A 14,135-nucleotide genomic window follows, 5' to 3' on the forward strand; every position below is an offset into this window, starting at 1 on the left:
CTAGAAGGCGCCGCGCCGCATCACGACGGCGGGCAGCGTCTTCAGCAGGATCACGAGATCGAGCGCGACCGACCAGCGCTCGAGGTAGAGGAAGTCGAGCCGCACGAGGTCGTCGAAGTCCAGCTCGGAGCGGCCCGAGACCTGCCACAGGCCGGTGATCCCCGGCAGCACGAGGTAGCGCTTCTTGTGCCACTCCTCCAGCCGCTCGAAGTCGCGCAGCGGCAGCGGCCGCGGCCCGACCAGCGACATCTCGCCGCGCACGACGTTGACGAGCTGCGGCAGCTCGTCGAGCGAGAAGCGGCGCAGCAGCCTGCCGACCGACGTCACGCGCGGGTCGTCGCGGATCTTGAAGAGCGCGCCGTCGGCCTCGTTGAGCTGCTCCAGCTCCTCCTCGCTGACGCCGGCGTCGTCGCGCATCGTGCGGAACTTGAAGCAGTCGAACGGCATCCCGCCGATCCCGGGGCGCGCCGAGCGGTAGAGGACCGGGCCGCGCGAGGTCAGCTTGACGGCGAGCGAGAGCGCCAGCAGCAGCGGCGACAGCAGCGCCAGCAGCAGCAGCGCGCCGACGAGGTCGAACGTGCGCTTGACGGCGAAGTCGATCCCGTCGAAGACCGGCGGCTTGAGCGTGAAGAGCGGGACCGACTGGCCCGGCATGAACTCGGCGCGCTGGACGAGGATCTCCATCGTCGACGGCGCGACGTGCACCTCGACGCCGCGGCGGTGGCACTGGTCGACCAGCTCGACGGCGAGCGCCTGCGGGAAGTCGGGGTCGGCGATGATCACCTCCTGCACGCGGTCGCGCGCCAGCACCTCGCCGAGGTCGGCGAGCGCGCCGAGCGAGCGCAGCCCGTTGTCCGGGCGCGGCGTCAGCGAGATGTAGCCGACCATCTCGACCTCGCGGCTGGGCGAGGCGGTCAGCGCGTGCGCGACCTGGTCGATGTGCTTGCCGCTGCCGACCAGCAGCGTGCGGCGCGAGTAGCCGGCGAGCGTCAGCAGCCTGCCCGTCACGAACGTGTGGATCCAACGGAACGAGGCGACGTAGAGGATCGAGAAGCCCAGCGACGCGTAGAAGATGTAGTAGCTGGTGAACTCCTGGCCGCTGGCGACGGCGAAGATCAGCGCCACGATCGTGACCTGGAACAGCGACGTGACGATCCGCGTCAGACCGGGGCGCCGCGGGCGGTCGGAGTAGAGGTCCGAGCGCGCGAACAGCAGCACCGTCACGAGGTAGGCGAACGCGAGGTAGTCCTGCGTCTGCCCGAACGCGAGGTCGGCGCCGGAGGAGATCGTGAACTCGCCCTTGATCAGCGCCTTCAGCAGCAGGGCGGTGAAGAGCGCGAGCCAGACGCCGGCGAAGTCGAGCGCGAGCAGCGTCGCGATCCGCAGCAGCTTGCGCAACGTCACGAGCCGCAGCAGGAACGACAGGACCGGCGGACGCTTGCGGCGTACGTCTCTGTCGGACAGGGCGGCGATCACCCCGTCGGCTTGCTGCTCATCGACGTCAAGCGCGCCGTTCATCACACGTTGCATGGCCTCCTTCTGCAACGGCCCGGAACGCGAGGAGTTCCGGCCTTTCGTCACATGCGTCAGGTCGGCGCCCCCACGAGCGCCTCCACGCCCGCGTCCTCGATCGTGCGGCGCAGCCCTTCGCGCAGCTCGACCTGCGGCTCCCAGCCGAGCAGCTCGCGTGCCAGCGTGATGTCCGGACGACGCACCTGCGGGTCGTCGGTCGGCAGCTGCTCGTGCACGATCTGCGAGCGCGACTTGGTGATCTCGATGACCGCCTCGGCCAGCTCCAGCAGCGTGAACTCTCTCGGGTTGCCGATGTTGACCGGGTGGTGGATGTCGGACTCGGCGAGCGCGATCATGCCGCGTATGAGGTCGGAGACGAAGCAGAAGCTGCGCGTCTGCGAGCCGTCGCCGAAGACCGTGATCGGCTGATCCTGCAGCGCCTGGCGCAGGAACGTCGGGATCGCGCGGCCGTCGTGCGGGCGCATCCGCGGGCCGTACGTGTTGAAGATCCGCATGATCGCGGTGTCGACGCCCTGCTGGCGGTGGTACGCCATCGTCAGCGCCTCGGCGTAGCGCTTCGCCTCGTCGTAGACGCCGCGCGGGCCGATCGGGTTGACATGACCCCAGTAGGTCTCTCTCTGCGGGTGCTCCTGCGGATCGCCGTAGACCTCGCTGGTGGAGGCGATCAGGAAGCGCGCGCGGTGCTTCTTCGCCAGCCCGAGCGTGTGGTGCGTGCCGTGCGAGCCGACCTTCAGCGTGTGCAGCGGCAACCGCAGGTAGTCGATCGGCGAGGCCGGGGAGGCGAGGTGGTACACGAAATCGACCGGCTCATCGACGAAGTACGGCGTGATGATGTCGATGTTGAGATGGACGAACTCCGGCCGGCGAATGTGATGGATGTTCGCCAGCGAGCCCGTCTCCAGGTTGTCGACGCAGATCACGCGGTGCCCTCGGCGCAGCAGCTCATCGCACAAGTGCGATCCAAGGAAGCCCGCGCCTCCGGTCACCAGACAGGTAGCCATCCGCGGGAGGATAGCCCTGCAACCGGCATGTTTGCGGACTGGCGGGTCCTCTACGATCGCGTGCAGCCCTTGTTGCAGGGCCTTTCCGAGCGAACCCGTCTTCCCAGGAGCCCCATGCCCGCCACCCGCTTCGTCGAGCGTCTCAACGAGCAGATCGCCTACGAGTTCGCCGCCTCGCAGCAGTACATCGCGGTCGCCGTCTACTACGACGCCGAGACGCTGCCGCGGCTTGCCGCCTTCTTCTACACGCAGGCGCTCGAGGAGCGCAATCACGCGATGATGATGGTCCAGTACCTGCTCGACGCGGACGCCGACGTGACGGTCCCGGGCGTCAAGGCGCCGGAGACGACGTTCGCCGACATCGTCGCGCCGGTCGCGCTGTCGCTGGAGCAGGAGAAGCGCGTCAGCGACCAGATCGCCGCGCTCGTCGGCGTCGCGCGCGAGGAGGGCGACTTCCAGAGCGAGCAGTTCATGCAGTGGTTCCTGAAGGAGCAGGTCGAGGAGGTCGCCTCGATGTCGGACCTGCTGAAGGTCGTCGAGCGCTCCGCTGACACGCCGATGCACATCGAGGACTACCTCGTGCGCGAGCACCCCGGCAACGCGGGCGACAGCGACCCGACCGCGCCGGGCGCGGCCGGCGGCGCGCTCTGAGCGAGCGCGCCGGCATGGACGACGAGCGGGCCGCGGGCGGCGCGACTTCCACGGGGGACGCCGCGGGCGCGAGCGGCGCGGCCTCCATGGAGGTCGCCGCTGGCGCGCGCGGCGCCGCCACGGCGTTCAGCGACGAGCTGCGCGCCGCCGCCGCGGAGGTGTGGGAGGCGCAGCATGCGCATCCGTTCGTGCGCGGGATCGGCGACGGGTCGCTGTCGCGCGAGCGTTTCCAGCACTTCGTGCGACAGGACTACGTCTACCTCGTCGACTACGGCCGCCTGCTGGCGCTCGCCTGCGCGCGAGCGCCGGAGCTGGCGACGATGCGCAGCTTCGCCGAGCTGACGCAGGCGATCCTCGTGACCGAGATGGATCTCCACCGTGCGTTCGCCGCCGACTGGGGCATCGTCCCCGCAGCGCTGGAGGCCGAGCCCGCGACGCCGACGACGCGCGCCTACGTCGACTTCCTCCTGCGCACCGCCGCCCTCGGCGACTTCGCCGAGCTGGTCGCGGCGCTGCTGCCGTGCATGTGGGGCTACGCCGAGGTCGGCGAGCGGCTGGCGGCGGCGCAGGCCGGCGCGGTCGTTTCGCCCGGCACGGCCGCCTTGCCCGGCGCGCCCGCCTCGCCTGTCGCGGTCGTTTCGCCCGGCGCGCCCGCCTCGCCTGTCGCGGCCGCCTCGCCCGGCGCGGCCGCGTCCCCCGCCGCATCCGCGTCCCCGGCCGGCCCGGCGAATCCCTACGCCCGCTGGATCGCGACCTACGCCGATCCCGAGTTCCAGGCACTGGCGACGTGGTGCCGCGAGCTGATGGACCGCCTCGGTGCCACCGCCGACGCCCCCACCCGCGCCCGCCTGCACGCCGCCTTCACCACCTGCAGCCGCCATGAGCTGGCCTTCTGGGACGCCGCCTGGCGGCTGGAGCCTGCGCCGGCGTAGCCCCGCTTCGCAACGACTTCCACACCCCTTCGCAACCTCTCGCGCGATCTCGCCCGATCCCGCAATCCCCGCCACAACAGGCATATGGTCGCCGCCGTGTGACCGCTGCTGACCAAAGATCCTTGGGTAGACAGGTGCTCCTGACCAAGGCATGTGGACTGCCCGTGGTCGAGGCTCAGCCGACCGGCGGGATGGTGCCTTGCACCCAGGTCGCGGCGCCGCCCTCTTCGACCTCCTGCTTCCAGATCGGCGCGGCGGCCTTGATGCGGTCGATGATCTCGCGGGCGCCCTGGAAGGCCTCGGGGCGATGCGGGGCGGAGACGGCGACGAGGACCGACGGCTCCGACAGCGGGACCGTGCCGATGCGGTGCTCGGCGGCGGCGGCGCAGAGGCCGTGGCGCTCGATCGCCTCGCGCACGATCGCCTCCATCTGCCCCAGCGCCATCTCGGCGTACGCCTCGTAGACGAGCGACGGCACGTCGCGCGTGACGCCGGAGAAGGTCACGACGGCACCCGCGCGCGTATCTCTCACGCGCTCGACGAGCGCGTCGAGCGACAGCGGAGCGTCGGTGATCCGCACGTGCTGGTCGCCCGGTGCGGCGGCGGCGACGACGTCGTCACCAGGTGCGTCCGCCGCGGGCGCCCCGCCGGACACCGGCGGCACCAGCGCCAGCTCGTCGCCCGGCGACAGCGCGACGTCCTCGTCGGCGTACTCGCGGTTGACCGCCAGCACGAGCGAGAGGCCGTCGGCGAGTGCGGCGACGGCCGGCGCCGCGAGGGCGTCGCGGACGCGTGCGCCGTCGGGCAGCTCGAGCTCCAGCTCGCTCGTGCCGGCGCGCTCGCGCAGCATCGCGAACAGTCGGATCCGTACCTGCATCGGCCAAGCGTACGCGCCCTGTCAGATCGGGGCTCTTTTCCCCAAGCGCGAAGTACCCTCAGGCGATGAGCGTGACCGAGGACCACCGCTTCATCGCACCGATCGTCGGCCCGGACGATCCGCGCCACTTCACCGACTCCGGCATCGAGGTCAAGCAGCGCTACGACGAGCGCGACGTCCCGGAGCAGCTGCAGCTCGGCGAGCCGGGCGACTTTCCCTACACGCGCGGCGTGCACGCGGAGATGTACCGCAAGCGGCTCTGGACGATGCGCCAGTACGCCGGCTACGCGTCCGCGAGAGAGTCCAACGAGCGCTACAAGTACCTGCTCGCCAACGGCTCGACCGGCCTCTCGATGGCCTTCGACCTGCCGACCCAGCTCGGGCTCGACTCCGACGACCCGCGCTGTCTGGGCGAGGTCGGCCGCACGGGCGTCGCGATCGACACGATCGACGACATGCGCACGGCGTTCGACGGGATCCCGCTGGACAGAGTCTCGACGTCGATGACGATCAACGCGCCCGCGAGCGTGCTGCTGCTGCTCTACCAGCTCGTCGGCGAGGAGCAGGGCGTCGCGTCGCAGCAACTGCGCGGCACGGTCCAGAACGACATCCTCAAGGAGTACATCGCGCGCGGGAACTTCATCTACCCGCCCGCCGGCTCGATGCGGCTGACGACCGACCTGTTCGCCTACTGCAGAGAGCACGTTCCGAGATGGAACACGGTCTCGATCTCCGGCTACCACTTCCGCGAGAAGGGCTGCTCGGCGGTGCAGGAGGTCGCGTTCACGCTCTCCAGCGGGATCGCGTACGTGCAAGCCGCGATCGACGCCGGCCTCGCCGTCGACGACTTCGCGCCGCGCCTCGCGTTCTTCTTCAACGGCCACAACAACGTCTTCCAGGAGGTCGCGAAGTTCCGCGCCGCCCGCAAGATGTGGGCGCAGATCATGCGCGAGCGCTTCGGCGCCAAGGACGAGAAGTCGCTCAAGCTGCGCTTCCACACGCAGACGGGCGGCGTCACGCTGACCGCGCAGCAGCCGGAGAACAACATCGTGCGCGTCGCGCTGCAGGGCTTCGCCGCGGTCTGCGGCGGAACCCAGTCGCTGCACACCAACGGCTTCGACGAGGCGCTGGCGCTGCCGACCGAGCGGGCCGCGAAGATCGCGCTGCGCACGCAGCAGATCATCGGCCACGAGTCGGGCGCGACCGACACCGTCGACCCGTTCGCCGGCTCCTACTTCGTCGAGGCGCTGACGGCCGAGATCGAGACGCGCGCGAGCGAGCTGATCGCGAAGGTCGACGAGCTGGGCGGCTCGGTCGAGGCGATCGCGTTCATCAAGAACGAGATCGAGGAGTCGGCCTGGGGCTACCAGGAGCGCTACGCGCAGGGCCAGGACGTCGTCGTGGGTGTCAACAAGTACGTCGACGAGGCGCTCGAGGTGCAGGACCTGCTGCGCGTCGATCCGGCGACCGAGCGCGCGCAGGTGCAGCGGCTGAAGGCGTTCAAGGCCGACCGCGACCAGGAGCTGGCCGCGCGCCGCCTGGAGCAGCTGCGCGTCGCCGCGCGCGGCGACGAGAACCTGCTGCCGCCGATCCGCGCGGCGCTCAAGGACCGCTGCTCGATGGGCGAGGTCTGCGGCGCGATGCGCGACGTCTTCGGGACCTACCAGCCGCAGCTGTAGGTCCGGCGCCGCCCCCTGGCGGCGCCGGACCAAGCAGCGCGGCTCAGCGCACGCGGACGGGGAACGTCAGCACGTTGCGGCCGACCTTCGCGCGCAGCGTGTAGCGGCCGCGCGTGACGCGGTGACCGCTGAGGTGCGCGACGTTGCCGCTCGCGAACGTGCGGCCGTTGCGCACGAGGCGCGCTGTGGCGTGCGTGACCGCGCTGCGCGAGGCCTTGTTCGCCAGCGTCACCTTGCACGCGACCTTCTGGCCGCCGCGACCCGGCGCGACTCTGAGCTTGCACGTGATCTTCGCGTCACGGCCGGGCGCGCCCTTCGGGCCGGTCGCGCCTCTGGCGCCTCTGGCACCGGCGTCGCCCTTGGGGCCGAGCGGACCGACGGGGCCGAGCGGACCGACCGGACCGACGGGACCGACCGGGCCGGTCGAGCCGACGTCGCCCTTGTCGCCCTTGTCACCCTTCGGACCGCTGTCGCCCGTATCGCCCTTCGGACCGGCCGGACCGGTGGCCGGCTCGTCGCTGCCGGGCACCGGCACCTGCGGGATCGTGAAGCTGTCGACCAGCCCGCCGCCGTACAGCGGCTGATGGGTGACCGGGTCGAGCGCATCCGTGCGGACGAACTTCGCGCTGATCGTTCTGGCGCCGAACGTGAACAGCAGCACCGCCGGCATCGTCTCCTGCGTCTGCGACCAGGCGACCCACGGCTCGCGGTCGAGCAGGCCGTCGTAGTTCTTGCCGGTCGTCGACTGCTCCAGGTACGTCGTGCCATGCCCCGGCGCGACCAGCTCCGGCGAGACTCTCGGCTGCCCCTCGGTCCAGTCCGGCGTCGGCGTGCCGACGAGCGGATGGCTGCGGACGTTGTGCGCGTCGTGGCCGGAGACGACGACTTCGACCCCGTACTTGTCCATCAGCGGGAGGATGTCGTCGCGGAACTCCGGATCGGCGTACTCCGGGTAGACGCGGCTCGTCTTGGAGTGGAACGGCGGCTGGTGCATCACGACGACCTGGAAGCGCGTGCGTCTGACGGCCGACGCGAGATCCGCGTCGAGCCACTGCAGCTCGTGCGCCCAGTACTCGGGCGCGGCCGACGGCGGCAGGCCGGGGCTGGCCTCCAGGACGGTCCAGTGGACGCCGTTGTAGTCGTAGGAGTAGGAGCGGTTCTCCTGCCCGGACGGACCGTTGGCCGGGTTGGGCAGGTGCGCGTAGTACAGCGGCGAGGCCGTGCCGGGCGTCGGGGTGTTCTTGTACTCGTGGTCGCCGAGCGCGGACATGAACGGGACGCTGCCGACGAACGTTCTGATGAACGTCGTGTCGAGCGTTCTGCCGGCACCGGCGGGGCTGTCAGGAGCGCCGGCGAGCAGGTCGTTCCATCTGACCTCCATCGTGCCGTCGTTCATGTTGTCGCCGGAGGAGACGACGAACGCGGGGCGCGTGTCCTGGTTCCAGACGACTCTGTCGGCGAAGCTGAGGCCGACGACGCCCTGGACGGAGTAGTCGCCGGGGCCGTTGGCACCGAACGCGGGGACGTCGTCGCCGTCGTCGGTGTGGACCTCGCCGTACGTCGCGGCGGTGTAGACCTTGTCGCCGCCCTTGGCGGTCTCGAAGGTGCCGGGCGTGACGCCGGCCGGCGTGACGCTGTCGCTGACGAACCAGTCATATCTGGCGCCCGGAGTGAGGTCTCTGAACGTGCCGGTGAAGAACGTGTACGTCGGGTCGACGCCCTGTCTGCCCTGCGCGTCGGTGCGCTGCAGGGGGATCTGGAGGCAGTCGGCGGGAGCCGGCGAGACGGCGCAGGCGGCGGCACCGTCGCTGCCGCCGACCGGGCGCGCGTAGGCGAGCGCGGTCGTGCCGGAGACGGCGGCGTCTTCCTTGAAGGTGACCGTCATCGTCGTGCTGGTGTCACCGGTGAAGGCGAGGTGGGCCTGCGTGATCGCGGCGCTCGCGGGTGACGCCGGGGCGAGCCCGGCCGCCGCCAGCGCAGCGGCAGCCGCCAGGCCGGCGAACCGGCCAGAGGAGGTACGACTCATGAGGAGATATTCCGTTCAATCGGTGGGCCTGACAGCAGCACCTCACTGAATTCGGCGTCGGCGATCGTTACTGGGGTGTGAAGTTGCATCGACTCTCGTCGAACTTCCTAGAGACACGCCCTGAAACGCACGTGTTTGCCACTCGATTCTCGCGGGCATGCATCGGGAGCGGTACGGAAGATCCGTTGCAGCACCGTCGCAAGGAGAGGTGAGAAATGAAGCTCGTCCCCCCGCGGGCGCTGTTGGCAGCGCTCGCCGTCCTGATCTCGTCGTGCGCGCTCACGGCCAGCGCACAGGCCTTCTCGCTCGACAGCGTCGATCCTGTCGCGAGCGCGCCGTCGCAGGGCAGCCCGGTCCCCGGCGATCCGGTCCTGAGAGACCCGACGGCCGCCGCGGCGCACCCGGACATGGCGATCAACCTCACCTTCGCCAGAGACGGGAACGACAGCGTCGCGGGGCTGAGACTCGACCTCGCGCCGGGAATCGTGTCGTTCATCAACCACGTGCCGGTCTGCGACAGCTGGGACGCGACGACGCAGACGGCGACGAGCTGTCCCGACTCGATCGTCGGCGCCACCGCGACGAGAGTGACGCTGCTCGTCGAGATCCCGCTGCTGAGAATCCCGGTCGGGACGCCGCTCACCCTCAGAGGCACGATCTACCGCATCGCCTCCCCCGATCCGACGAGAGTCCCGGCGGCCCTCGGCATCGACATCGACCCGCCGATCTCCGGCCTGCAGCGGACCAAGCTCGTCTCGCCGATCACCGTCGACCCGGCGACGCTCGGGCTGACCGCGACGCTCGACGGGCTGCCGGACGAGGCGTCCGGGTTCGCGCTCCACATCGACGCGATCACGCAGATCCTCTACGGCTACACGCCGACGCAGAGATCGTTCTTCACCAACCCGACCTCCTGCCTCCCGGCGACGATCAACGTCAGCGCGACCTCGCACGCCGGCGCGACCAGCGCCAGCAGCGGCACCTACACGCCGACCGACTGCGCCGGCGTCCCGTTCGGCGCGACCCTCACGACGACCGCGGACCCGGCGACACCGGACTCGACCTCCGCGATCAGCTTCGACGTCAAGCCGACCGACCAGGACATCCCGCGCGCGACCTCGCACGTGAAGGGCACGACGGTCATAGCGCCGCCCGGCGTGCTCCTGAACGCGTCGCTGGCCGCGGGCCTCGACGCCTGCACCGACGCCGGCTTCCAGCAGTCGAACACGGCGGTCGCCGCGAACTGCCCGGCCTCCTCGGAGGTCGGCAGCATCGAGTTCGTCTCGCCGATCCTCGGCGCGTTCCCCGGCAAGGTCTACTTCGGCACGCAGACGCCGACCGATCGTCTGCGGCTGTTCCTCGACGTGCCGCTGTTCGGCGCGCACATCAAGGTCTCCGCGACGGTGAACCCGGACTTCACGACCGGTCAGGTGACGACCAGGTTCAGCGACCTGCCGCAGATCGCCTTCACCGACTTCAGACTGACGTTCAACGGCGGCCCCAGATCGGCGCTCGTGACACCGACGACCTGCGGTGAGAACGTCTCGCAGGCGATCGTCGGACCGTGGTCGGGCGGCGCGGACGTGAGACCGACCGGCTCGTTCAGAACCGACGGCAACTGCGCACCGGCCTTCACCCCCTCGATGGGCACGACGGTCTCCAACCCGCAGGGCGGCGCGAGCACCGGCTTCTCGCTCTCGTTCGACCGGCCCGACAGAACGACCCCCGTCGGCAGCGTCTCCTTCGACCTGCCGCCCGGCCTGATCGGAGCGCTCGCGCTGCCGGGCCTGACGAAGTGCTCGCTCGTGAACGCCGCCGCCGGCAACTGCGAGGCGTCGAGCCGGATCGGCGGCGTGGCGTCGGTCGTCGGCTCCGGCAGCGAGCCGCCGACGCTGCCCGGCTCGATCTACCTGACCGAGCCGCAGGCAGCCGGCGACCCGGCCGGCCTGGTCGTCGTCGTGCCCGCGAGACTCGGGCCGGTCGACGCCGGCACGGTGATCGTCAAGCAGCGGCTGACGCTCACCAACGACGGCGCGCTGCACGTCATCAGCGACGCGATCCCGGCGCTGCAACTCGGCATCCCGCTCGCGATCCGCAGACTGACCGTCAACGTCGACCGCGACGGCTTCATGCGCAACCCGTCCAACTGCGGCGTCAAGCCGACCGGCGGCACGTTCCAGCCGCTCGGCGGCGGCACGCCCGCGACGGCGGCCAGCTCGCTCGAGTTCACGGGCTGCGACAGACTCCCGTTCACCCCGCGGATCAGAGGCGTGATCGGCGGCAGAGGGCTGACGACCGTCGGCAAGCAGCCGCAGTTCACGACGACGATCACGCAGAGAGCCGGCGAGGCGGCGATGAAGCAGGCGGTCGTGACGCTGCCGAGAGCGGTCGCGACGAACCTGCCGACGCTCAGAGCGGCGTGCGATCCCGCGGCCTACCTGGCGAGAAGATGCGCGACGCGCACGATCGTCGCGACCGCGAAGGCCGTCAGCCCGCTGATCTCCAGACCGCTGACCGGCAACACGTACCTCGTGAGAGTGGCGAGCGGCGGGCTGCCGAAGCTGATGGTGGAGCTGCGCGGCGAGGTGAACCTCGACCTGGAGGGCATCGTCACGATCAGAAAGGGCCTCGTCGTGACGACGTTCGGCACGATCCCCGACCTTGCCCTGTCGAGCTTCGAGCTGAAGTTCAGAGGGGGACCGGAGGGCGTGCTGACGACCGTCGGCGACATCTGCGCCGGGCCGAGACTGGTCTCGACGTTCGCCGGCCAGAACGGCAAGACCGCGGCGCAGAGCCCGAGACTGATCCCCGAGGGCTGCACGCGGCCGCGCTCGACCGCGTCGCTGCGCTTCCGCAGAGGCGCTGGGACGCTGTCGATCAAGACGACGCTGCCGAGCGGCGCCAAGCCGATCGCGACCTACGCGGTCGCGCTGCCGAGAGGCTTCACGCTCGCCAGAGCGGGCGTCTCGGCGAAGGCCGGCGGCAAGAGAGCTGGCAGAAGAGCGCTGCGGATCAGAGGCCGCAACGTCAGCGTCAAGCTGCCCAAAGGCGGCGCCAGAGCGGTGACGCTGAAGCTCACGAAGATCGGCGCGAGCAGAAGAGTCGCGGGACGGCTCGCGTCGAGGAGAGCGCGCGTCTCGGTCCGCGTCGTGACGCGCCAGACCAACAGAGCGAAGGCGTCGCAGTCGGTGCGCGTGACGCTGCGCTGAGCGTGCGTCGGGATGGTCGGGTAGCGTCTGGAAGATGACTGCACCCGGCCATCTCGACTTCTACGCGATCGTCCTCTTCGTCCACATCGTGTCGGCGATCGTCGCGTTCGGCGTGACGTTCGCCTACCCGGTGATCGACAGCGTCGTGCGCACGCGCGACCCGCGCTCGCTGGCGACCTACCACGAGGCGCAGATCCAGGTCGGCCGCAGAATCGTCACGCCCGCGGCGATCCTGCTGCTGGTCGCCGGCATCTACCTGGTCAGCGACCGCTGGAGCGACTTCTCCAGCGGCTGGTGGAGCGCCGCGCTGGCGATCGTCGTCGTGCTGCTGGGTCTGGAGCACGGCTTCCTGATCCCGAACGCGCGCAGAATGCGCGACCGGGCCGCGCTCGACGTGCAGGGCTCCGGCGGCGTCACGCTGAGCGCCGAGTACGAGCAGCTCGCCAGACAGCGCGCGATCTTCGGCGGGCTCGCCTCGCTGCTGGTCGTGATCGCCGTCTTCCTGATGGTCGTCAAGCCGGGCGTCTGAGCGCTCGGCGGCGCTCCCCGATCGGGGAGCGTTGGAGCGGCGGGTCGATAGCATCCGCCGCCGCTATGCGCCAAAAGGCTCCAGAGACGTTCGAAGAGAAGCTCGGCCAGCTCAACGAGCTCCGCGAGGAGGCGATTCACTCCGCCTCTGCCGCCGCGGTCGAGAAGCAACACGCGAAGGGCAAGTACACCGCTCGCGAGCGGATCGAGAAGCTGCTCGACCCCGGCTCCTTCCAGGAGTTGGACACGTTCGTGCGCCACCGCACCTACGACTTCGAGATGCAGAAGAACAGACCGTGGGGCGACGCCGTCGTCACCGGTCACGGCAGAATCGACGGCCGCACGGTCTGCGTCTTCAGCCAGGACTTCACCGTCGTCGGCGGCTCGCTCGGCGAGGTGATGGCGGAGAAGATGGTGAAGGTGATGGACCTCGCCGCGAAGATCGGCGCGCCCGTGATCGGCATCAACGACTCCGGCGGCGCGCGGATCCAGGAGGGCGTCGTCTCGCTCGGCGGCTACGGCGACGTGTTCCTGCGCAACGTCCGCTGCTCCGGCGTGATCCCGCAGATCTCGCTGATCATGGGCCCGTGCGCGGGCGGCGCGGTCTACTCGCCGGCGATAACCGACTTCATCTTCATGGTGAGAGAGACCTCTCACATGTTCATCACCGGTCCTGACGTGATCAAGACCGTCACTGGTGAGGAGCCGACGTTCGAGGAGCTCGGCGGCGCGATGACGCACAACTCGAAGTCGGGCGTGGCGCACTTCGCCTCCGACGACGAGGACGCCTGCCTGGAGGACGCGCGCTACCTCTTCTCGTTCCTGCCGAGCAACAACCTCGAGCTGCCGCCGCGCGTGCAGCCGAGCGACGACCCGTTGCGGATGGACGAGGAGCTGGACAGCGTCGTCCCGGACGCGCCGAACAAGCCCTACGACATGCGCAACGTCGTCAGGCTGATCGTCGACGACGGCGAGTTCCTCGAGGTCCACGAGCACTTCGCGACCAACATCATCTGCGGCCTCGCGCGCCTGGACGGCTTCCCCGTCGGGATCGTCGGCAACCAGCCGGCGTCGCTGGCCGGCGTGCTCGACATCGCCGCGTCGGAGAAGGCCGCGCGCTTCGTGCGCACCTGCGACGCGTTCAACATCCCGATCCTCACGCTCTGCGACGTGCCCGGCTTCCTGCCCGGCACCGCGCAGGAGTGGGGCGGGATCATCCGCCACGGCGCCAAGCTGCTGTACGCCTACGCCGAGGCGACCGTGCCGAAGATCACCGTCATCACGCGCAAGGCCTACGGCGGCGCCTACGACGTGATGGCGTCAAAGCACCTCGGCGCGGACTTCAACTTCGCCTGGCCGCAGGCGGAGGTCGCCGTGATGGGCCCGGAGGGCGCGGTCAACATCATCTACCGGCGCGACATCGCCGGCAGCCCGACGCCGGACGAGCGCCGCAGAAAGCTGATGGACGACTACAAGGCGCGCTTCGCGAACCCGTACGTCGCGGCCGAGCGCGGCTACATCGACGACGTGATCATCCCGCACGAGACGCGGCCGAAGCTGATCGCCGCGCTGCACACGCTGCAGACCAAGCGCGAGCCCGGTCCGCAGCGCAAGCACGGCAACATCCCGCTCTGAGCGGGCCCGCCACCCTGCCGGCGCGCTCGCGCCACGCGCCGGCAGGGGGAGCGCGCGCAGCGGC

10 protein-coding genes are annotated in these 14,135 nt (G+C 70.2%); 6 read left to right on the forward strand and 4 right to left on the reverse strand.

Going from position 1 to position 14,135, the window contains the following annotated elements; translation table 11 throughout:
• Positions 1–1,530 (reverse strand): sugar transferase, encoded by a 1,530-nt coding sequence (locus tag Q7L65_RS06435; protein WP_304719566.1) that lies wholly within the window; start codon positions 1,528–1,530, stop codon positions 1–3.
• A 56-nt stretch (positions 1,531–1,586) separates the two neighbouring features.
• Positions 1,587–2,534 carry a UDP-glucuronic acid decarboxylase family protein gene (locus tag Q7L65_RS06440; RefSeq protein ID WP_304719568.1) on the reverse strand — a complete coding sequence of 316 codons (948 nt, stop codon included), beginning with the start codon at positions 2,532–2,534 and terminating at the stop codon, positions 1,587–1,589.
• Positions 2,535–2,648: 114 nt separating this feature from the next.
• Here Q7L65_RS06440 and Q7L65_RS06445 point away from each other — a divergent pair, with 114 nt between their 5' ends.
• Both Q7L65_RS06445 and Q7L65_RS06450 read left to right on the forward strand, forming a co-directional pair.
• Complete coding sequence (locus Q7L65_RS06445; protein WP_304719570.1) at positions 2,649–3,185, forward strand: ferritin; 537 nt, start codon at positions 2,649–2,651, stop codon at positions 3,183–3,185.
• A gap of 86 nt (positions 3,186–3,271) precedes the next feature.
• Positions 3,272–4,117, forward strand: coding sequence for a TenA family protein (locus tag Q7L65_RS06450; RefSeq protein WP_370552529.1), 846 nt, complete (start codon positions 3,272–3,274; stop codon positions 4,115–4,117).
• A 175-nt stretch (positions 4,118–4,292) separates the two neighbouring features.
• On the opposite strand, the gene Q7L65_RS06455 is transcribed toward Q7L65_RS06450, so the two are convergent.
• Positions 4,293–4,994, reverse strand: a complete 702-nt coding sequence (locus Q7L65_RS06455) for a molybdenum cofactor biosynthesis protein MoaE (protein WP_304719574.1) — start codon at positions 4,992–4,994, stop codon at positions 4,293–4,295.
• 65 nt (positions 4,995–5,059) lie between these two features.
• Here Q7L65_RS06455 and Q7L65_RS06460 point away from each other — a divergent pair, with 65 nt between their 5' ends.
• Positions 5,060–6,673 carry a methylmalonyl-CoA mutase gene (locus Q7L65_RS06460; protein ID WP_304719576.1) on the forward strand — a complete coding sequence of 538 codons (1,614 nt, stop codon included), beginning with the start codon at positions 5,060–5,062 and terminating at the stop codon, positions 6,671–6,673.
• A gap of 43 nt (positions 6,674–6,716) precedes the next feature.
• On the opposite strand, the gene Q7L65_RS06465 is transcribed toward Q7L65_RS06460, so the two are convergent.
• Complete coding sequence (locus Q7L65_RS06465) at positions 6,717–8,699, reverse strand: metallophosphoesterase (protein ID WP_304719578.1); 1,983 nt, start codon at positions 8,697–8,699, stop codon at positions 6,717–6,719.
• 215 nt (positions 8,700–8,914) lie between these two features.
• Between Q7L65_RS06465 and Q7L65_RS06470 the strand changes: the two genes are divergently transcribed.
• The 3 genes from Q7L65_RS06470 to Q7L65_RS06480 all read left to right on the forward strand — a co-directional run bounded on the left by Q7L65_RS06470 (position 8,915) and on the right by Q7L65_RS06480 (position 14,071).
• Positions 8,915–11,908 carry a hypothetical protein gene (locus Q7L65_RS06470; RefSeq protein WP_304719579.1) on the forward strand — a complete coding sequence of 998 codons (2,994 nt, stop codon included), beginning with the start codon at positions 8,915–8,917 and terminating at the stop codon, positions 11,906–11,908.
• A gap of 34 nt (positions 11,909–11,942) precedes the next feature.
• Positions 11,943–12,437 (forward strand): DUF2269 family protein, encoded by a 495-nt coding sequence (locus Q7L65_RS06475; RefSeq protein WP_304719581.1) that lies wholly within the window; start codon positions 11,943–11,945, stop codon positions 12,435–12,437.
• A gap of 65 nt (positions 12,438–12,502) precedes the next feature.
• Positions 12,503–14,071 (forward strand): acyl-CoA carboxylase subunit beta, encoded by a 1,569-nt coding sequence (locus tag Q7L65_RS06480; RefSeq protein ID WP_304719582.1) that lies wholly within the window; start codon positions 12,503–12,505, stop codon positions 14,069–14,071.
• Positions 14,072–14,135 lie beyond the last annotated feature (64 nt).

Source organism: Conexibacter sp. CPCC 206217 (genome assembly GCF_030646165.1).
In the GTDB taxonomy this organism is placed as follows: Bacteria; Actinomycetota; Thermoleophilia; order Solirubrobacterales; family Solirubrobacteraceae; genus Conexibacter.